Origin of the sequence: Yersinia sp. Marseille-Q3913 (assembly GCF_963892745.1) — a bacterium.
Taxonomy (GTDB): Bacteria; Pseudomonadota; Gammaproteobacteria; order Enterobacterales; family Enterobacteriaceae; genus Yersinia; species Yersinia bercovieri.
This window is the reverse complement of record NZ_CAWQAF010000029.1, coordinates 1-19308: the sequence shown is the minus strand read 5'-3', so window position 1 is coordinate 19308 and position 19308 is coordinate 1. Positions and strand designations below refer to the sequence as shown.

The window sequence follows — 19308 nt, the reverse complement described above, 5'->3', positions numbered from 1 at the left end:
AAGGACGCAGGATAATTAGTAGTAAGAGTGCTCGCCGCGCTGATGCTCGGTCAAATCCCTCACGCCCTTCAATTCTGGGAATTTCTGCAACAGTTCTTTCTCGATCCCCTCTTTCAGGGTGACATCGACCATAGAACATCCGTTACAGCCGCCGCCAAATTGCAGGATAGCCAATGCATCTGGCGTGATTTCCATCAAGGTGACACGACCACCGTGACCGGCCAGTTGCGGGTTAATCTGCGATTGCAGCACATATTCGACCCGTTCCATCAATGGTGCAGTGTCATCCACTTTGCGCATTTTGGCATTCGGGGCTTTCAGTGTGAGCTGCGAACCTAGCTGGTCGGTGACGAAGTCGATTTCCGCATCTTCCAGATAGGGCTTGCTCAGTTCATCAACATAGGCTGATATCTGCTCGAATTTCAGTTCAGTATCTGTTGCTTCAACCGCATCCGGTGGGCAGTAGGAGACACCGCACTCAGCGGTTGGTGAACCGGGATTGATAACAAATACACGGATTTGGGTGCCTTCTTCTTGATTTGCCAACAGTTTGGCAAAATGAGATTGTGCTGCGTCTGTTATTGTGATCATGGCATCTGCTCAATAGTTGACTACTCTTGTCGGCTATAATACGCCCATTGTTAGGGTGACTACAAGGTTCGGCAAATACACCAAACCTGCAATGAGGCAATCCCCTCAGCCCATAATAGCTTGGCAATCTCATTCAGCGTACTGCCTGTCGTCATAACATCATCCAGCAGGGCAATATGTTGACCACGAATAGGCTCCATACAGCGAAATATTCCCCGTAGATTTTCACGCCGCGCTGTGGCGTTGAGTTGCTGCTGGGGTGGCGTCGCACGAATGCGCTGCAAGGTCATATTGCTGTAGTGGCAGTTAAGCCAACGAGCCAATGGCTGGGCTAACAGCTCCGTTTGGTTATAGCCACGCCGCCAGTGACGCCAGCGGTGTAGCGGTACACTGATAACTCTTTCTGGTTTGATAACCTTGCCCTGACGCCAGTGATCGAGCCAGCGTAGAAATAATAAGCGCGCTAATGCTGGGGCCAGTTGTGTGGTGCCATTAAATTTGAGTTTTTTTATCAGCCCATTCAATGGTGGAGCATAATCACTGACAAAAGTGAGGCTCCCCCACTCTGGTGGTGCGCGCAGGCAGCGGCCACAGGGGATATCAGGACTGGTGCAGGGCAAACCACAACGTGGACAACACGGCGGTAACTTGGGCAGATGGCGACGGCAGTAGCAGCAGATGCCGTGCCATGGATGGTATAGCCGTTGTTGGCATAGCCAGCATTGGCTAATGATTGTTAGCATATCCATCTCCTTATCCCCTTCGTCCTTGAAGCTGCAGGGGTGTTAGCTACACTCACTTACCCGAATCACTTACTGATGTAAGCTCATCGGGATGCGTTCACTTGCTGCCTACCTGCAACATCAATGACCTTGGGGATAGTGTTCGGCCTTGAAGCCGCAGGGGTGTTAGCTACACTCACTTACCTGAATCACTTACTGATGTAAGCTCATCGGGATGCATTCACTTGCTGCCTACCTGCAACATCAATGACTTTGGGGATAGTCTTCGACCGGGGCATTGCTCTATTTTCGTTAAGTCATTGAATCAGGCAAGATACCTGACAGGATTAAGAGGACAGGATATTAGCGTATGAAACAACTCTATTGGAACATCTGCGGTGAAGGCGATCGCGATCTTGTGCTGTTGCACGGATGGGGGCTGAACGCGGGGGTGTGGCATTGCATAATTGATCGACTCTCCCCGCATTTTCGACTGCACTTAGTGGACCTTCCCGGTTATGGCCGCAGCAAAGATTTTGGGGCGATGTCATTAGCTGAGATGGCCGCCATTGTTGTGCAGCAAGCGCCACAACAGGCCTTGTGGCTGGGTTGGTCGATGGGCGGGTTGGTTGCCAGCCAGATAGCTTTGAGCCATCCAGAGCGCGTTGATGGGCTGATCACTGTCTCTTCCTCACCCTGCTTTACCGCTGATGACGAATGGCCGGGTATCAGGCCAGAAGTGTTGGCTGGCTTCGAGCAGCAGCTCAGTGCGGATTTCCAGCGCACGGTTGAGCGTTTTTTGGCATTGCAAACGTTGGGAACTGAAAGTGCGCGGCAGGATGCCCGCTTATTGAAAGCGGTGGTGCTGCAACACCAGATGCCAGAGGTGGAGGTGCTGACTGGCGGGTTGGAAATTTTGCGCACCACTGATTTGCGGGAGGCGCTGGCTGCGTACGATCGGCCATTTTTGCGTATTTATGGTTACCTGGATGGGTTGGTGCCGCGCAAAGTGGCGTCGTTGTTAGATAACGCATGGCCGCACACGCAATCTGTGGTGATGAAAGGGGCCGCACATGCACCATTTGTCTCTCATCCTGATGATTTTTCAAATTTAATTTTGGATTTCGTACAACAACATAGGCGCTAAAACGGCGCATACCACCTTGGTTCACCACAGGGTTTTAGCCTCGCGTATGCTGTAAATGCAGATGAATGGAATTTAATTTGCCATTAAATGGCTAAATATCAAATTTGCTTAATAATTAAGACTGCTTTACAGGTGTTACCCACTCATTTGCGAGGTATTTGATATGAATTTATTGAAAAATTTGGCTGTAGCTCTGGTGGTGTCGGGGATCTCTTTTGGCGCGATGGCAGCCAAAGAGATCACTAAAGATGAAGCGAAGAATTACGAAAAAATCGGCACCATCTCAAGTTCTGGCGAGGCAACATCGCCGATGGACGTGAAAGAAGAGTTATCAAAATTAGCCGATGAGAAGGGTGGGAAGTATTATGTGATCACCGCCGAGCGTGAGAAGAAGAAGTTTGATGCCACAGCTGACGTCTATAAATAGCGAATATAAAGGGTGCCCGTTCGGGCATCCTTTACCAAGATTAATGCTGATATTTTAACTGATAAATCACGGTATGACATTGATTCTGCCCCTCAGGGCAACTTTTGCAACTGCCAGTCAGACACCCGCTATTATCTTGCTCAATACGTTCAATTTTGCCCATCGCCGTCAATCTCTCCAGCATCGCCTCAACCAGCGGTAACGGCGCTGCCAATTGTTGGCTGAGCTGATGGGCGTCCGCGCTGCCATTGAGGGCGATTGCATCGCGTAGTTGCAGTAAGCTTGCCATAGCACCTCCTCTTTTAGGCCAAACAGCCGTTAATGGTGATCATCGGTTAATGGCAATCATTGCCTGAGCTTTGGCAACAATTGGCCGGAGTGCTGTTTTGTAATCTCATGGTGACCCGACTGCGCGCGCGGCGTAAGCCAAATAGAATCAGCGCATTAACCACAATCACTAATGTAATGATAGTTAGGCTCTGCTGTGGATGTTCGCGGAAGGTGGCGGCCTGATAGAACAGGGTTGCCAGTGAGTAAGCCACATTCAGCCCCCACAGAATCGAGAAGGTCATCCAGCCACGGCTGGTCTCGCGCGCAATCGCCCCCATCACCGAGACACAAGGCACATACAGCAGCACAAAAATCAGGTAGCTATAGGCGGCAATACTGGAGCCGAATTTGCTGCTCATCATGCCCATTGAACCGGCTGCCATTTCACCATCACCTTTGCTGGCTTCAATCGGGTTAGATAACACACTGAGACTAAAGGTATCTTTTAACCCCTGCCAGGTGGTTTGTGCTGCACCACCCAGTTCAGCCAGCAGGTTGAAGTTCTCTGCGTCAAAAGGCTGATTCTTGATCTGCTCAGCGGTGTAGAGGGTATTGAGTGTCCCCACCACCACCTCTTTCGCCATCGCACCTGTCACTAGCCCGACGGTGGCTTGCCAGTTATCACTATGCACCCCCATTGGCGTGAGCAGGGGCGTTAGCACTTTACTGACCGAGGCCAGCGCCGAGTCATTGATGCTATCCACCGCTTTGCCGCTGAAGGAGAAGCTATTCAGGCCGCCAATGAAGATACTGGCGATAACAATGACTTTCCCCGCCCGCAGGACAAAACCTTTCAGCCGCTGCCAGGTTTGCAATAACAAGCTTTTCAGATGAGGGACATGGTAAACCGGCAGCTCCATGACAAAGGGGGAAGCTTCACCGCGCATAATGGTGTATTTCAGCACCAGCCCGGTGAGAATGGCGACCGCGATACCCAACAGGTAGAGAGAGAATACAATGCTGGCCCCATCCTGCCCGAAGAAGGCGGCAGCGAAGACGGCAAAAATCGCCAGCCGCGCCCCACAGGACATAAAAGGTGCCATCATGATGGTAATCAGGCGCTCACGTTGTGCATCCAGTGTGCGTGCGCCCATGATGGAGGGCACGTTGCAGCCGAAGCCGACAATCAGCGGCACGAAAGATTTACCCGGTAACCCCAGCGCTTGCATTAAACGGTCCATCACAAAGGCGGCGCGGGCCATATACCCAGAGTCTTCCAAAAAGGAGAGGAACAGGTACATCATGCCAATTTGCGGTACTAACGGCAGCACGGTATTAATCCCACCCCCCACGCCTTGGGCGAGGAAGATAGTGAGCCACTGCGGGAAATGCAGAGTATAACCGACCCATTGCAGCCCCTGAATAAAGATAGCCGCAGAGCCGATATCAAATATTGGTTGCAATGCCCCACCGATATTGATGGCCAATACGAACATTAGATACATCACAAACAGGAATATCGGGACACCTAACCAGCGGTTAAGGATCACCTTATCCAGTGCTTGCGTCAGGCGATTGGGTTCCGCCTGTTGCGAGTTGCCGACCATATCGCAGATGCGGGCAATGCTTTGATAGCGGGCATCGGCAATCACCAGTTCCGGATCTTCGTGCTGCTGCTCTCGCAGATTATTACGCGCCTGCTCAACCATCGCGGGGGCAATATTCGCGCGGGCTAAACTGTAGATATCACCTTCCAATATTTGCAGCGCGAGCCAGCGGCGCTGCTGCTCAGGCCAGGATTCAGGCATGGCCTGTACCAGCTTATCCACCTCATTGAGTAGCACGGCTGGATAGTTAACCAGTGCCTTGAAGGTGGCGGGCTGAAACTCATCAATACTACTTTTTAATTCATTGATGCCATGCCCACGGGTGGATACCAGTGGAATGACCGGGCAGCCTAATTGCTGCGATAACGCATTGATATCAATCTCGATATTCTGGCTTTTGGCAATATCCAGCATATTGAGTGCCACAATGCAGGGGATACCCAACTCGACCAATTGCAGTGTGAGATAGAGATTGCGCTCCAGATTCGCCGCGTCAATCACGTTAATCAGCAGGTCAGCTTCGCCACTGAGAATATAGTGGCAGGCAATTTGCTCATCCAGCGAGGTTTGTTCTGAGATGGTCGTCAGGGAGTAAGTCCCCGGCAGGTCAACTAAGGTCACCTGATGCTGCGCGGTGGTGAAGTGGCCCTCTTTGCGCTCGACAGTGACCCCCGCCCAGTTACCTACCCGTTGACGGGCTCCGGTTAACTGGTTGAAAAGCGTGGTTTTACCTGCATTTGGATTGCCGATCAGGCCGATTGTGAGTGCTTTCATGATCCAACGTGTATCAGTAAATTAAAATTAAGCTGCATCAAGGTATTTTCACACGCCGCAAGGCAGAAAAAATAAGCAGATGACCTGAGATCTAGGGTTGTAGATCCAGTGTTAGCAGGTCTAAATCTTTTTTGCGAACCACCAGACTGACCCGACGGGTTTCTATTTGGATGGGGTCACCTAAGGGCGCGAGGCGAACAACATTAAATGAGGAACCGGGTAACATACCCAGTGATAACAATTTCTGCCGGTAAGCCGGGCTGATTTCAGGCGAGAAGCCGACTATTTTGTAGGAGCGCTGCGGGATAAGATGCATAGGAGCCTCTTGATATATCGTTATTGGCTTACCAGAGTTCAGAGTAATGGTGATCTAAAAACTAATTGATAGAATAATGATAGTAATAATCGTTTTCATATTCAACTAACAGCAAATACTCAAAAGTAAATATTCGTTACGATTCTATTTTTAGAATTAATTAGTCTGATTTCTATTTGTGCTTGTTTTACCATCAAACTGACGTGATCGCAAATGCGAATGATGAGTTAAATCAGTTAACTAAATGTTCTCTCCCGCACTGGCGCTACCGCTGCGTAACATAATTAGCCCACTCTATTTTTAACCGAATAATATTTTCATTTTAATTAACCTACAGAATGCCATGGTAATTATTTATAAATTGAGGGTAATACCGGATGGAATTAAGTGTCATGTTAAATGGGTTGTTAAATAAGTTCGATTGATTGGTGATTAAAACAGGTAACATGCAAGAAGAAAGAATGGCCTGCTAATTAATTTAAAAGATAAGTCCAAGGCGTTATAGAAGAAAATAATATGAATTGAGAGAAAGGGCCACCAATGTGGCCCTGAGTAGGCGAATCAGCGTTTTTTTAACGCCGCCGCCAGTGCATCGCTCATGGCGCTGTTGCCGCTTGAACTACTCCCGGCGCGCCCTTTGGCTGGTGGACGACTATTGGGTTCATTGCTACTGCGTGGGCGGCTGGCACCACGGTTATCACTATTGGTGGTGGCGCGACTCTCACCACCATTACCACGGCGCGAACCACTCTCACCCGGCTGCTCATCAAGACGCATGGTCAGGGCAATACGTTTACGCTGTAAATCCACTTCCATCACTTTCACTTTGACGATATCACCCGCTTTCACCACTTTATGCGGATCATCGACAAACTTATCTGCCAGTGACGAGATATGCACCAAACCATCCTGATGAACACCGATATCCACAAAGGCACCAAAATTGGTCACGTTAGTGACCGAGCCTTCAAGGATCATCCCTGGCGTCAGATCATTCATCGTTTCCACGCCTTCGGCAAAGGTCGCCGTTTTAAATTCCGGGCGCGGGTCACGGCCCGGTTTTTCCAGCTCGCGCAGGATATCGGTGACCGTCGGGACACCAAAACGCTCGGTGGTGAAATCACGTGCGTTGAGATTGCGCAGTGCGGCGGCATTACCCATTAAATCCTGCAAGGCTTGCTCGGTGGCGGCCAAAATGCGCTCGACCACTGGGTAAGCTTCCGGATGCACGGTGGATGCGTCCAGCGGGTTATCGCCGTGATTGATACGTAGGAAGCCGGCACACTGCTCGAAGGCTTTTGGCCCAAGGCGGCTGACTTTTAGTAATTGCTCACGATTATGGAATCGGCCATTCTCATCACGCCAGTTAACTATATTTTGCGCCATCATGCGGGTCAGTCCGGCCACGCGGGTCAGCAATGGCACCGACGCGGTATTTAAGTCCACCCCCACGGCGTTTACGCAGTCCTCCACCACCACGTCCAGCTTTTTCGCCAGTTGGCTTTGGCTGACATCGTGCTGATACTGACCGACCCCGATGGATTTCGGATCAATTTTGACCAGTTCAGCCAGTGGATCTTGTAATCGGCGGGCAATCGAAACAGCGCCACGGATGGAGACGTCCAGATCCGGGAACTCCAGCGCCGCTAATTCAGAGGCGGAGTAAACCGAGGCACCCGCTTCGCTGACAATCACTTTTTGCGCGGTGACCGCCGGATACTGCTGTTGCAGCTCAGTAAAGAAGCGCTCGGTTTCCCGCGATGCCGTGCCGTTACCGATAGCCACCAGTTCAACCTGATGCTTAATGCACAGGGCGGCCACAGCGGCGGCGGCTTTGGCGGCCTGCCCAGTGTGAGGGTAGATGGTGTCATAGGCGACCAGCTTGCCGGTGGCGTCCACTACGGCCACTTTCACGCCAGTACGTAACCCCGGATCGAGGCCCATGGTGGCGCGCATCCCTGCCGGTGCGGCCATCAGCAGATCTTGCATGTTACGGGCAAACACGTTGATGGCTTCGTCTTCGGCCCGCTCGCGCAGGGTGCTCATCAATTCGGTTTCCAGATGCATCAGCACCTTGATACGCCACGTCCAGTTAACCACCGCTTTGCGCCAGGTGTCGGCGGGTGCGCTATTTAACCGCAGATCCAGATGATTGATGATGATCTGCTCGCCCTGACTCTCGCGAGGGGGTTCGTCAAACTGCGGATCAGGGTTCAATGCCAGCTGCAACACGCCCTCATTACGGCCACGGAACATTGCCAATGCGCGGTGAGAAGGCACTTGGGAAATCGGCTCATGGTGATCAAAGTAGTCGCGGAATTTAGCACCTTCCTGCTCCTTACCCTCCACCACTTTCGCCACCAAATGTGCGTTTTTCCACAAATATTGGCGCACTTTCGCCAGCAAGGTGGCGTCTTCAGCAAAGCGCTCCATCAGGATATAGCGCGCGCCATCCAGTGCGGCTTTGGTGTCCGCGACGCCTTTATCGGCATCGACATAAGCCAGTGCCACCTGTTCCGGGTCTTGCTGCGGGTCGCTCCATAAGCTGTCCGCCAAGGGTTCCAGACCCGCCTCAATGGCAATCTGCCCACGGGTGCGGCGTTTCGGCTTATAAGGAAGATAAAGATCTTCCAGCTCGGTTTTACTCATGGTGCCGTTGATGGTAGTGGCGAGCTGTTCGGTGAGCTTGCCCTGATCGTCAATGGATTTAAGAATGGTTTGGCGGCGATCTTCGAGTTCACGCAGATAACCCAAACGGCTTTCCAACTGGCGCAACTGGGTATCATCCAACCCGCCGGTAACTTCCTTACGATACCGCGCAATAAAGGGCACGGTATTACCTTCATCTAACAGGCTGATGGCGGAGCTGACTTGCTCCGGTCGGGCCTGTATTTCGCTTGCAATGATGCGGCTCAGTTGTTCATTCATAAGTCTAATATCGGTTCTGGTAGAGGAATAGGGGAAAAATCATCAAGCACAGTTATACGGATTGCGGCAAAAAATTGCCAGTACTGCGCTAATACCTGTGAGCCAGAGAAAATATTGTTGCCCATCTCCACTTTGTAACAGGAAAACTATCGCTAACATTCCCAGCATACGATGTGAAGTGGTCAACTTAAGCTGGCCACCACAACCCCATTCACCAAGGCCGGCAATCATCAGCAGAACCCCTGATCGTGAAGCGGTATGGGTTGATAGCGGGGGGTAACTCACTGGATAGTGAGGAAATCAACTTATTGGCAGAAAGTTGCGCTATATTGCGCTGGTAGAGAACCCAACCGATATTGATTGGATAATTTTATGGCTAAAAGCAACTATATTACCCGTGAAGGCTGGCAGGCGCTGGATCGTGAGCTGCATTATCTGTGGCGGGAAGAGCGTCCGGTGGTCACGCAGGCGGTATCTGAAGCGGCGGCAATGGGTGACCGCTCGGAAAATGCCGAATATATTTATGGTAAGAAGCGGCTGCGGGAGATTGATCGTCGGGTGCGTTTTCTTACTAAGCGGCTGGAGGTGCTGAAAGTGGTCGATCCGGATCCGCGTCAGGAGGGCAAAGTCTTTTTTGGCGCTTGGGTACGGGTAGAGAATGAAGCCGAAGAGCAGCGCATCTTCCGTTTGGTCGGGCCGGACGAGTTCGATCCAGCGAAAAAATGGATTTCTATTGATTCACCGGTGGCCCGCGCTCTGATTGGCAAACAGGTGGACGATGAGGTGACTGTCCAGACACCCAATGGCGAGGCGACCTACTGGATTTTAGAGATTCGCTATCGCCCATTCGACGAAAGTGTTGATAATTAGGCACAACAATAAGCTTTGTAACAATTTCGACTAGAATGTATACCATAAATAGCTGTCTGTTATACCTGTCATACTTCAAGCTGCATATGCGTTGGCTGCCCTCGTTCACCCCGGTCACTTACTGATGTAAGTTCCTGGGAATTAGCTCAGTTGCCGCCTTCCTGCAACTTGAATTATTTAGGGTATGGAGTAAGTATTTCTAACAATGTGCAGATTCGGGCAATACGGCCTTTGGGAGTAATAAAATGCAAGAGAATCACAAGATTCTGGTCGTTGATGACGATATGCGCCTGCGTGCGCTGTTGGAACGTTACCTAACAGAGCAAGGTTTCCAGGTGCGCAGTGTCGCCAATGCTGAACAGATGGATCGCTTGCTGACCCGTGAGTCTTTCCACCTAATGGTACTTGATCTAATGCTGCCAGGCGAAGATGGCCTCTCTATCTGTCGCCGTCTGCGGAGCCAAAGCAACCCGATGCCAATCATTATGGTGACGGCGAAAGGTGAAGAGGTTGACCGTATCGTTGGGCTGGAGATTGGTGCGGACGACTATATTCCGAAGCCGTTCAACCCACGCGAGCTGCTGGCACGTATCCGCGCAGTATTACGACGTCAGGCTAATGAATTACCGGGCGCACCATCACAAGAAGAAGCCATTATTGCATTTGGTAAGTTCAAACTGAATTTGGGCACCCGCGAGATGTTTCGTGAAGATGAGCCTATGCCATTGACCAGCGGTGAATTTGCGGTGCTGAAAGCCTTGGTGAGTCACCCTCGCGAACCGCTATCCCGCGATAAACTGATGAACTTGGCCCGTGGCCGTGAATACAGCGCGATGGAACGTTCTATCGACGTGCAGATTTCGCGCTTGCGCCGTATGGTGGAAGAGGATCCGGCACACCCGCGTTATATCCAAACTGTATGGGGCTTGGGCTACGTATTCGTACCGGACGGCAGTAAGGCATGAGGCGATGGCGCTTTTCTCCCCGTAGCTCATTTGCTCGCACCTTATTACTGATTGTGACCTTGCTGTTTGTCAGCCTGGTCACAACTTATTTGGTGGTGCTGAATTTCGCTATTTTGCCCAGTTTGCAGCAGTTCAATAAAGTATTGGCCTACGAAGTTCGTATGCTGATGACTGATCGGCTGCAACTGGAAGATGGCACGCTACTTGAAGTCCCGCCGGCGTTTCGGCGTGAGATTTACCGTGAATTGGGGATTTCGCTTTATACCAATGCCGCGGCGGAGGAGAGTGGCCTGCGTTGGGCACAGCACTACAAATTTCTCAGTGATCAAATGGCCCAGCAATTGGGTGGGCCAACCGATGTCCGGGTCGAAGTTAACAAAAACTCGCCGGTTGTCTGGCTGAAAACCTGGTTATCGCCAGATATCTGGGTGAGAGTGCCTTTAACCGAGATCCATCAGGGCGATTTCTCGCCACTATTCCGTTATACCCTCGCCATTATGTTGCTGGCCGTTGGCGGTGCCTGGCTGTTTATCCGTATTCAGAATCGACCCTTGGTGGAGCTGGAACATGCCGCTTTGCAGGTCGGGAAGGGGATTATTCCGCCACCACTGCGGGAGTATGGTGCTTCGGAGGTGCGCTCGGTCACCCGGGCATTTAACCAGATGGCCGCTGGTGTCAAGTTGTTGGCAGATGACCGGACCTTGCTAATGGCCGGGGTTAGCCATGATCTGCGTACCCCATTGACCCGCATTCGTTTGGCGACAGAAATGATGAGTGAAGCCGACGGCTACCTCTCTGAGTCGATCAATAAAGACATCGAAGAGTGCAATGCCATTATTGAGCAATTCATCGATTATCTACGCACCGGGCAGGAGATGCCGACAGAACCGAGCGATCTTAATTCAGTTTTGGGTGAAGTGATTGCGGCGGAAAGTGGTTATGAGCGGGTCATTGAAACGGATCTCTGCGCAGGCGAAGTGCTGGTGGATATCCATCCGCTATCAATCAAACGCGCCTTGGCAAATATGGTGGTGAATGCGGCTCGCTACGGCAATGGCTGGATAAAAGTGAGCAGCGGCACCGAGCTTCAGCGGGCGTGGTTCCAGGTAGAAGATGATGGCCCTGGCATCAAGCCAGAAGAGTTAAAGCATCTGTTCCAGCCTTTCGTCCGTGGCGATAGCGCCCGTAGCACCAGCGGGACTGGGCTAGGGCTGGCGATTGTGCAGCGGATTATTGATGCCCACGCCGGCTCGTTGGATATCGGCACCAGTGAACGGGGCGGATTACGGATCCGGGCCTATATACCGTTACCACTGGATATCAAGCCGAAACCGCCCATGGTGATGTGATAGCTCGGTGTGAAGTGTCTAAAAGCCCGCATCCAAAAAAACAAAAGGGGCAACAATGTGCCCCTCTATTCTCTGTACTAAAACAACCTAGATCAGATCTTCGGCCCTGCGCTCACCAACGCTGCCCCTGCTGGGGTATCGGTATATTTATCAAAGTTGGTGGTAAAACGTCTCGCCAAATCTTCCGCTTTCTCCTGCCATTGCGCGACATCCGCATAAGTGTCACGTGGGTCGAGGATCGCGGGATCCACACCCGGTAATGCCATTGGCACCGCCAGATCGAAGATTGGCAGGGTGAAGGTTTCTGCCTTATCGATTTCGCCGTTCAGGATGGCATCAATGATGGCGCGAGTATCCTTGATGGAGATACGTTTGCCGGTCCCATTCCAGCCGGTGTTGACCAGATAGGCCTGTGCGCCCACGGCCTGCATACGTTTAACCAGCACTTCAGCATATTGCGTTGGATGCAGCGACAAGAAGGCTGCGCCAAAACAGGCGGAGAAGGTTGGGGTCGGCTCGGTGACACCGCGCTCAGTACCGGCCAGCTTAGCGGTAAAGCCAGAGAGGAAGTGATACTGGGTTTGATTTGCGGTCAGACGTGATACTGGCGGCAATACGCCAAAGGCATCGGCAGTCAGGAAAATGACCTTGGTGGCATGGCCCGCTTTGGAAACTGGCTTAACGATGTTTTCGATGTGGTAGATAGGGTAAGAAACACGAGTGTTTTCAGTTTTGGAGCTGTCATTGAAATCAACAGTCCCATCTGGCAGCACCACTACGTTTTCCAGCAGAGCATCGCGTCTAATGGCGTGGTAAATATCTGGCTCAGCTTCTTCGGATAACTTGATGGTTTTCGCGTAGCAGCCACCTTCAAAGTTAAAGACGCCGTCATCATCCCAGCCGTGTTCGTCATCGCCGATCAACTTACGTTTCGGGTCGGTAGACAGAGTGGTTTTACCGGTGCCGGACAGGCCGAAGAAGATAGCGACATCGCCTTTTTCACCGACGTTGGCCGAGCAGTGCATGGAGGCAATGCCCTTCAGTGGCAGCAGGTAGTTCATCATCGAGAACATACCTTTCTTCATTTCACCGCCGTACCATGTGCCGCCAATCAGCTGCATACGTTCCGTCAGGTTAAAGGCAACAAAGTTCTCGGAATTCAGGCCCTGCTCTTTCCAGTTCGGGTTAGTGCATTTAGCGCCATTCATGACGATAAAATCAGGTTCGAAATTGGCCAGCTCTTCGTCTGTCGGGCGGATAAACATGTTTTTGACGAAATGCGCCTGCCAGGCCACTTCAGTGACAAAGCGAACTTGCAAGCGACTGTCGGCATTAGCACCGCAGAAGGTATCAACAACAAACAGACGTTTGCCAGAGAGTTGCTCGGTGACCAGCCCTTTCAGGTGGCTCCAGGTCTCTTGGCTCAGCGGCTTGTTATCGTTTTTACCTTTGCCCTGATCAGCCCACCACACGGTGTCTTGTGTAATAGCATCGCGGACAATATATTTATCTTTTGGCGAGCGACCGGTAAAAATTCCGGTATCGACCGCTATTGCTCCTGTGGTGGTGAGGGTTCCGCGCTCGTATCCTTCCAGCGTGGGTTTGATCTCTTCCTGGAACAGTAAATCATAGCTTGGGTTGTAAACAATCTCGCTGACGTTATGGATGCCATAGGCGGCGAGCTCCTGCGGGGTAATTCCTTTAACACTCATGTCATAACTCCTGGATCGTCAATTTTCTACCAGCGATTGTAAATCCTCATCCCTGATTAACAGCGATAGCGTTCAAATATTTCAACATATGACCTATTTTTCGCTAGGTTATGAGAGATAGAACACGGATTGTCGCAAGTATGAAACGGCAGAAGCGCTGGGCACGAGTCAGCACCCAGCTAAATATTACAATAATTAATGAATTTGCTCAGAAGACGCACTATTGCCGTTCTTGATTGAGGCGATATCTACCGCATCAAAAAGGTAGTGATTGCCGCAATACTCGCAATGCATATCAATATTGCCGTCCTGCTCCAGCATTTCTTTGATGTCATCTTCCGATAACGTGACTAATGCATCCGCACAACGCTCGCGCGAGCAGGTGCAGCGGAAACTCACGTTTTGTGGCTCATAGAGCGTCACTTCCTCCTGATGGTATAAACGATACAGCACCTCATTGGCCGACAGAGTGAATAACTCCTCGGTTTTGATGGTGGTGGTCAGTTGTGCCAGATGATCAAACTCATCTTCATTGCGCTCTAGCGCAGGCATAACTTGCAGCAGCATACCCGCCGCCGCCGCTTTACCTTCCACTTCGCCGGTACGGATAAACAGGCGGGTCGGGAGCTGTTCAGATTGCATAAAGTAACTTTCGAGGCAAGCGCCGATGGTCTCGCCTTCCAGTGCTACCACGCCCTGATAGCGCTCACCTTTTGCTGGCGTAATGGTGATAACCAGATAGCCGTTGCCGACCATCTCTTTTAGCGTGCTTTCATCGCTGATTTCGCCTTTGAAACGGGCGACACCGCGCATCTCTTGCTGGTTATTCCCGTTAATGACTGCCAGCGTCAGGGGGCCATCGGTGCTCTGCAATTGCACGGTGATATCACCATCAAATTTCAGGGTGGCGGTCAGCAAGCTGGTCGCGACCAACATTTCACCCAGCAGTTTTTTTACCGCAGGCGGGTAATCGTGATTGGCTAATACCTGCTGGTAGGTTTCATTGACTGAAACCAGCTCACCGCGCACAGCATGGTTAGTAAACAGATAGCGGTGTAATTGGTCATGATTAGACATAGGGTTCTCTCATTTAGGCCGCCGTTTGGGTTTACTCAGGCTCGCCTTGTTTAAATTTGATTAGGTCGCGACGCTCTTTTTTATCCGGTCGCCTATCTGGGTGTGGCATGGTCAGGGCATTTAGTTTGCGCGCTTGCGCCACCTTTTCGCGGTTGACGATACTGGCCTCGGTCTCTTCATACATGGCCTGTGCTTCGCTGGCACCACGGCGCTGGCCTTGTAACGCCAACACCCGTACCGTGCGCTCGTCATTGCCCTGACGCAGACGAATTTCAGCATTGACTTCAACCAGCTTGCTGGGTTTCCCGCGCTGACCGTTGTAGTGGACTTTACCGCCATCCACCATGTCACGGGCGATGGCCCTGGTTTTATAAAATCGGGCCGCCCATAGCCATTTATCCAGCCGAACCGATTCGTCAGCGGCTCTCTTATTCTTCATGAATACTCCTGCCATTGGGCTGATTGACTCTTTGCGTCACTATTGCTCATCACGCCATATTATTCACATCGTAACTGTAATGCGGGCAATAGTTTACGGTAGTCATTGATTGCCGGGTGGCGGTGAAAAATTTTGTCAGCACAGCTGGAGTCTGGGTTCTCTATCCCCAAACAGTAGCGAATACCAAAAGTGTGCGCGGCATCCAAAATGGCTTCACTGTCATCGACAAATAGGGTTTTGGTCGGATCCAACCCGGTATGCTGCGCGACAGCTTGCCACAGCCGTTGATCTTCTTTCGGATATCCAAATGTATGGGTGGAAAGTAATAAATCAAGGTGCTGATCTAGTGCGGTGTGCTCAATTTTTACCGCGAGGCTGTGTGGATGGGCGTTGGTGAGCAAAATAGTTCGCAAACCGCGCTCCCGCAAACTGGATAAAAACGGCTCGGTATCCTGACGCAGACGGACGCGGCTACCCGCCTCAGTGGTCATGGCGTAAATGTCTAAATCCAGCCGTTCACTCCAGTAATCGAAGCAATACCAATTTAAGGTGTGCTGCACCGCCAGATATTCATCGTGAATAATTTTGTGCGCTGACGACAGCGGAATTCCCCGGCGTTGGCTGAGTCTCTCCGGCACCTGCTTTAGCCAGAAATGGCTATCGAACTCCAAATCCAGCAGGGTGCCATCCATGTCGAGCAGCACGGTATCAATTTCTTGCCAATTAATTTCAGGGGGCATAGCGACTCCACGATCACCATAGTGGTGATAAATTATACGCGTAATAGACGGAAAAGAGCTAACGCAGGAGAGGGGCCGGAGTGAGGGTTTGATTAAAGCAGTTATCATAATAGCGCTGAATATTATCCATGCGGCTGCGGTTTTGCAGTATTCGCTGAATGAGTAAAGTGGTATTCACCACTAAGCAGATAATCAGTGCCAGCAGCAGCAGGCTGGTGCCCAGATAGCGGCTGAGCGTCATAATATCCGGCTCGCTATGTAGCGCAATATGGCGGGTGCCATTGGCGTCGACAGTGATATTGGTAATGATGCCTTCGGCCTTAAACGGGGTATTGAGCAGCAGCCCTGAGAGCCGTTGCAACTCCCGCCACTGTTCTAGCGCGCTGTAATCAAACAGTGGCACGGCAGGTGCTGGGTGATTAACTAACTGCTTACCTTCATCACTGGTGATCAGGAAGCCACCCGGCGGTGGGCTGTTTAATGCTTCAGTCGCCAAATGTGTTTCACGGTAAACAAAGGATGAGGTGGCGGTTTTAACCAGATTTTCCAGAGTATCGGCACTGACGGGGCGTAACAGCACATTCATGCCTTTTAAGGTGCCAGATTGCGCACGTTTGACCAGCCCCGGCCAATTCTTGGCATTGCCTAAATTCACCAAAGCATTCTTTAGACGAATACAATCACTATCTGCACCACATAATGCCTGCGTTTTTAAGACGATATCCGCAAAATCATTCAGCAAAATCATGCCAGATTTCTCAATCGCGGTTGCTAACTGTGGGTTGACGTTGGCATCACCGCCCTGTGGATGTAATTGCTGATTGACGGTCGCCATCAGTGACGCGGCTTTTTCAATAGTATCAGATTCAGGGAGTGGCAGAGGGGCGGCGCTATTCCAATAGATGCCGGAACAGTCAAACGGCGTAAACACAAAACTGTGTGGGTTTTGCGTATTTGGCGGGACGTAACACATCCCTGTCCCCTGTGCTTTCAGCATATCGCCGATGCGCAGTGGCATCTTTTCCAAAGCTTCGACACTGGTTACCTGCTGACTTTGCGCACCTTGCAACCAGGCAACACTCAATTTCAGTGGCAAGCCGAGGGGGACGTAGATCAGCAACAGGATCATCACCAGCAGGGAGCCGGCAATCAGGGTTAGGTTTTTCCCCCAGCGCTGCAATGGGAAATGTTTCATCTCATCGTGCAGGGATAAAAAGCGCCCCTGGCGAATAACCTGACGATTGAGGTAGATATCAATATTGGTTTTTTTACCCAGATCATGGGCAAAATATGGCCCCCAATGGGCCGGATAGATCAGGTCAACAACCCCGAGGGAGATATTGCTCATCTGCCCCTGATTCGATTCACCAAACAGCCCCCAGCGCTTTGGTGTGCCACTCAAGCAATGGACTTCACGCAAATCTTTTTCAGACAGCGGGCGGAACATATTCCAACATGCCGAGCCAGTTAAGGTCGCGGCGACAATGACTAGCCAGGGGAGAGTTACCGCGGGGCCTATCAGAGCGAAAAACAGCAAGAGCAGCGCCAGACAAATGGCCACGGCTTCTTTTAAGTCATTCGCGCTATGTAGGGCATACTCTTCTGCTGTTTCCTTACGGATATTCAGCAGCTCAATGTGTTCGCTATCTGCTTTGCGGATCGAGGCATTTTGCGTGCTGGACGGCGATATAGGCTGATAGCTGATCTCCGGCTGATGATTTTTCAGCGTGTGACCATTGAGGGAGATAACCAAAGGAATGCTCTGGGTTTGGATAAGTTCTACGTCATTATCCTGGGTGATGTATTGCTCCCACGACGAGGGTAGGTGAACTTCAATTGAATCAAGGTAATAGCGCCATTTATTGGGTTCGTCACTCGCCACGCCGTAGCGGGTAATGGCGCGGGTAACCGAATAAACCTTTTCGCTTTGGGGCGTTAGAACGAGTTTTTCTGGCGACAGATCACGGTTGGTCAGGGTATTGGGATCAAAGGTTGATAGGGTTTTGAAGCCAGGATTTTCGTGCTGGCCGAGCAGATAATTCTCAATATTGACCCGCTCTTCCGGCGTCAGTAGGCGATGAGTGGGTTTCACGAATGGCAGTGTTGCAGCTACGCGAGGGCTACGGCGGAATTTAAACCACCACAGCAAGCCTACTGCGATCAGACTGGTCAACAGTAAGGCCAATATTAAAACTATTGTGCTCATCCCATCCCCATCCGAGCGCCTCTGACTTACGTCAACTCTATGAAAGAATGCATATTATGCGTAAATACAGCGCAGAGGCGTATAGCAGAGTCATTCAGTGAATTAGCATGACATTCGCTATTATCCATCAAAATAACTAATACAGTGCTCTTAAACTGCCCGTAGACTGAAAAGGATAGCAAGGTTAAAACATCGGTAATATCAGCATAATCCTATTTTCAAATACAATTTTTAACATGCATTGAGTGGGGATAGGGTGAGATCCCACCGATTGAATCTTGACTAAACTCGCCTTCATGTTAAAAACAGATAAATTATATCTAACTGACATTGCGATAAAGGTTCCCATTAACGCACAATGTGATCAAGTTCTAATAAATTTCAGTACAAAGTATCAGGTTAATCGCGATGGGCAACAAATGGCTGATTAAATGACCATAATAAGGCTTGGATTATCCCTGAGCGAGTCCGATCGGCGGTGAGTTTTAAATTTGGGGCTATCATGAAACACCTGCAAAAACCTAAAATTCTTAAAATAGAAACGGTTGCCCGCTCCCGCTTGTTTACTGTCGAAGCGGTGGATTTGGCATTCAGCAATGGCGTGCAACGTGTTTATGAACGTATGCGCCCATCCAATCGCGAAGCCGTGATGATTGTGCCGATTATCGGCGATGATCTATTGCTGATCCGCGAATATGCAGTCGGTATTGAAGAGTATGAGTTGGGCTTCCCTAAGGGGCTGATTGACCCAGGGGAGGGCGTGCTGGAGGCCGCGAATCGCGAGCTAATGGAGGAGGTGGGCTTTGGTGCTGAGCGTTTCGATTATCTCACTAAGCTGACGATGGCACCGTCCTACTTCTCTAGCAAAATGAATATTGTGGTAGCCCATGACCTCTATCCGCAAAGTTTGGAGGGTGATGAGCCGGAACCCTTGCCACAAGTACGTTGGCCGATTGCCAACATGATGGCGCTGCTCGACGAGCCTGATTTCTGTGAGGCCCGTAATGTCAGCGCGCTGTTTTTAGCGCAAGCATTCCTTAATCGCGCCGATACGGTTTAATCGGTGACACCCGAATAATTTATTGCTGCATATAAAAAGCCGGGATTATCTTGTGAACTGACCCCATAAAGTTGGACGGTTTGTCAGGCGGTTATCTGGGCCTGAGTT

At 50.9% G+C, this 19308-nt stretch carries 18 protein-coding genes; 6 read left to right on the top strand and 12 right to left on the bottom strand.

The genetic code is table 11. From position 1 onward, the window contains the following. Positions 1 to 15: 15 nt before the first annotated feature. Both nfuA and gntX read right to left on the bottom strand, forming a co-directional pair. Positions 16 to 591, bottom strand: coding sequence for a Fe-S biogenesis protein NfuA (nfuA, locus tag AACW11_RS12930; protein WP_212586902.1), 576 nt, complete (start codon positions 589 to 591; stop codon positions 16 to 18). Between the two features lie 59 nt (positions 592 to 650). Then, the gene (gene gntX / locus AACW11_RS12925) at positions 651 to 1334 is read right to left on the bottom strand and encodes a DNA utilization protein GntX (RefSeq protein ID WP_212586901.1); all 684 of its coding nucleotides are present in this window, start codon (positions 1332 to 1334) and stop codon (positions 651 to 653) included. 349 nt (positions 1335 to 1683) lie between these two features. On the opposite strand from gntX, the gene bioH reads away from it, so the two are divergent. Further along, positions 1684 to 2460 carry a pimeloyl-ACP methyl ester esterase BioH gene (bioH, locus tag AACW11_RS12920; RefSeq protein ID WP_212586900.1) on the top strand — a complete coding sequence of 259 codons (777 nt, stop codon included), beginning with the start codon at positions 1684 to 1686 and terminating at the stop codon, positions 2458 to 2460. A gap of 163 nt (positions 2461 to 2623) precedes the next feature. Then, complete coding sequence (locus tag AACW11_RS12915; protein ID WP_212586899.1) at positions 2624 to 2887, top strand: YdgH/BhsA/McbA-like domain containing protein; 264 nt, start codon at positions 2624 to 2626, stop codon at positions 2885 to 2887. 40 nt (positions 2888 to 2927) lie between these two features. Here the strand turns inward: AACW11_RS12915 and AACW11_RS12910 are convergent, their stop codons facing one another. From AACW11_RS12910 to AACW11_RS12890, 5 genes are all read right to left on the bottom strand, one after another. Then, positions 2928 to 3176 (bottom strand): FeoC-like transcriptional regulator, encoded by a 249-nt coding sequence (locus tag AACW11_RS12910; RefSeq protein WP_212586898.1) that lies wholly within the window; start codon positions 3174 to 3176, stop codon positions 2928 to 2930. Positions 3177 to 3222: 46 nt separating this feature from the next. Further along, entirely contained in the window at positions 3223 to 5538 is a 2316-nt protein-coding gene (gene feoB / locus AACW11_RS12905) for a Fe(2+) transporter permease subunit FeoB (protein ID WP_212586897.1), read from the bottom strand. 91 nt (positions 5539 to 5629) lie between these two features. Next, positions 5630 to 5854 (bottom strand): ferrous iron transporter A, encoded by a 225-nt coding sequence (gene feoA, locus AACW11_RS12900; protein ID WP_004702177.1) that lies wholly within the window; start codon positions 5852 to 5854, stop codon positions 5630 to 5632. Between the two features lie 561 nt (positions 5855 to 6415). Next, positions 6416 to 8782, bottom strand: a complete 2367-nt coding sequence (locus AACW11_RS12895) for a Tex family protein (RefSeq protein ID WP_212586896.1) — start codon at positions 8780 to 8782, stop codon at positions 6416 to 6418. A gap of 42 nt (positions 8783 to 8824) precedes the next feature. Then, a complete protein-coding gene (locus tag AACW11_RS12890) occupies positions 8825 to 9013 on the bottom strand; it encodes a hypothetical protein (RefSeq protein ID WP_212586895.1) in 189 nt (62 codons plus the stop codon). Between the two features lie 141 nt (positions 9014 to 9154). Here AACW11_RS12890 and greB point away from each other — a divergent pair, with 141 nt between their 5' ends. The 3 genes from greB to envZ all read left to right on the top strand — a co-directional run bounded on the left by greB (position 9155) and on the right by envZ (position 11966). Then, the gene (gene greB, locus AACW11_RS12885) at positions 9155 to 9652 is read left to right on the top strand and encodes a transcription elongation factor GreB (protein WP_005271660.1); all 498 of its coding nucleotides are present in this window, start codon (positions 9155 to 9157) and stop codon (positions 9650 to 9652) included. Positions 9653 to 9897: 245 nt separating this feature from the next. Continuing rightward, positions 9898 to 10617 carry an osmolarity response regulator transcription factor OmpR gene (ompR, locus tag AACW11_RS12880; protein ID WP_004393220.1) on the top strand — a complete coding sequence of 240 codons (720 nt, stop codon included), beginning with the start codon at positions 9898 to 9900 and terminating at the stop codon, positions 10615 to 10617. Further along, positions 10614 to 11966, top strand: a complete 1353-nt coding sequence (gene envZ, locus AACW11_RS12875; protein ID WP_212586894.1) for a two-component system sensor histidine kinase EnvZ — start codon at positions 10614 to 10616, stop codon at positions 11964 to 11966. The genes ompR and envZ overlap by 4 nt, the downstream gene beginning before the upstream one ends. Positions 11967 to 12058: 92 nt before the next feature. On the opposite strand, the gene pckA is transcribed toward envZ, so the two are convergent. The 5 genes from pckA to AACW11_RS12850 form a co-directional block, all read right to left on the bottom strand. After that, positions 12059 to 13678: a phosphoenolpyruvate carboxykinase (ATP) gene (gene pckA, locus AACW11_RS12870; RefSeq protein ID WP_212586893.1), complete on the bottom strand. Its 1620-nt coding sequence runs from the start codon at positions 13676 to 13678 to the stop codon at positions 12059 to 12061. Between the two features lie 195 nt (positions 13679 to 13873). Beyond that, the gene (hslO, locus tag AACW11_RS12865) at positions 13874 to 14755 is read right to left on the bottom strand and encodes an Hsp33 family molecular chaperone HslO (protein WP_212586892.1); all 882 of its coding nucleotides are present in this window, start codon (positions 14753 to 14755) and stop codon (positions 13874 to 13876) included. Between the two features lie 31 nt (positions 14756 to 14786). Beyond that, positions 14787 to 15194: a ribosome-associated heat shock protein Hsp15 gene (gene hslR, locus AACW11_RS12860; protein WP_212586891.1), complete on the bottom strand. Its 408-nt coding sequence runs from the start codon at positions 15192 to 15194 to the stop codon at positions 14787 to 14789. Between the two features lie 59 nt (positions 15195 to 15253). Beyond that, complete coding sequence (yrfG, locus tag AACW11_RS12855; RefSeq protein ID WP_212586890.1) at positions 15254 to 15934, bottom strand: GMP/IMP nucleotidase; 681 nt, start codon at positions 15932 to 15934, stop codon at positions 15254 to 15256. A gap of 58 nt (positions 15935 to 15992) precedes the next feature. Beyond that, positions 15993 to 18140: an intracellular growth attenuator family protein gene (locus AACW11_RS12850; RefSeq protein WP_212586889.1), complete on the bottom strand. Its 2148-nt coding sequence runs from the start codon at positions 18138 to 18140 to the stop codon at positions 15993 to 15995. A gap of 502 nt (positions 18141 to 18642) precedes the next feature. Here AACW11_RS12850 and nudE point away from each other — a divergent pair. Further along, entirely contained in the window at positions 18643 to 19200 is a 558-nt protein-coding gene (gene nudE, locus AACW11_RS12845; RefSeq protein WP_212586888.1) for an ADP compounds hydrolase NudE, read from the top strand. Positions 19201 to 19308: the final 108 nt, after the last annotated feature.

Bases quoted from the DNA above. Each gene is read 5' to 3' on its own strand.
- nfuA (WP_212586902.1), bottom strand. From the start codon at position 591: ATGATCACAATAACAGACGCAGCACAATCTCATTTTGCCAAACTGTTG.
- gntX (WP_212586901.1), bottom strand. From the start codon at position 1,334: ATGCTAACAATCATTAGCCAATGCTGGCTATGCCAACAACGGCTATAC.
- bioH (WP_212586900.1), top strand. From the start codon at position 1,684: ATGAAACAACTCTATTGGAACATCTGCGGTGAAGGCGATCGCGATCTT.
- AACW11_RS12915 (WP_212586899.1), top strand. From the start codon at position 2,624: ATGAATTTATTGAAAAATTTGGCTGTAGCTCTGGTGGTGTCGGGGATC.
- AACW11_RS12910 (WP_212586898.1), bottom strand. From the start codon at position 3,176: ATGGCAAGCTTACTGCAACTACGCGATGCAATCGCCCTCAATGGCAGC.
- feoB (WP_212586897.1), bottom strand. From the start codon at position 5,538: ATGAAAGCACTCACAATCGGCCTGATCGGCAATCCAAATGCAGGTAAA.
- feoA (WP_004702177.1), bottom strand. From the start codon at position 5,854: ATGCATCTTATCCCGCAGCGCTCCTACAAAATAGTCGGCTTCTCGCCT.
- AACW11_RS12895 (WP_212586896.1), bottom strand. From the start codon at position 8,782: ATGAATGAACAACTGAGCCGCATCATTGCAAGCGAAATACAGGCCCGA.
- AACW11_RS12890 (WP_212586895.1), bottom strand. From the start codon at position 9,013: ATGATTGCCGGCCTTGGTGAATGGGGTTGTGGTGGCCAGCTTAAGTTG.
- greB (WP_005271660.1), top strand. From the start codon at position 9,155: ATGGCTAAAAGCAACTATATTACCCGTGAAGGCTGGCAGGCGCTGGAT.
- ompR (WP_004393220.1), top strand. From the start codon at position 9,898: ATGCAAGAGAATCACAAGATTCTGGTCGTTGATGACGATATGCGCCTG.
- envZ (WP_212586894.1), top strand. From the start codon at position 10,614: ATGAGGCGATGGCGCTTTTCTCCCCGTAGCTCATTTGCTCGCACCTTA.
- pckA (WP_212586893.1), bottom strand. From the start codon at position 13,678: ATGAGTGTTAAAGGAATTACCCCGCAGGAGCTCGCCGCCTATGGCATC.
- hslO (WP_212586892.1), bottom strand. From the start codon at position 14,755: ATGTCTAATCATGACCAATTACACCGCTATCTGTTTACTAACCATGCT.
- hslR (WP_212586891.1), bottom strand. From the start codon at position 15,194: ATGAAGAATAAGAGAGCCGCTGACGAATCGGTTCGGCTGGATAAATGG.
- yrfG (WP_212586890.1), bottom strand. From the start codon at position 15,934: ATGCCCCCTGAAATTAATTGGCAAGAAATTGATACCGTGCTGCTCGAC.
- AACW11_RS12850 (WP_212586889.1), bottom strand. From the start codon at position 18,140: ATGAGCACAATAGTTTTAATATTGGCCTTACTGTTGACCAGTCTGATC.
- nudE (WP_212586888.1), top strand. From the start codon at position 18,643: ATGAAACACCTGCAAAAACCTAAAATTCTTAAAATAGAAACGGTTGCC.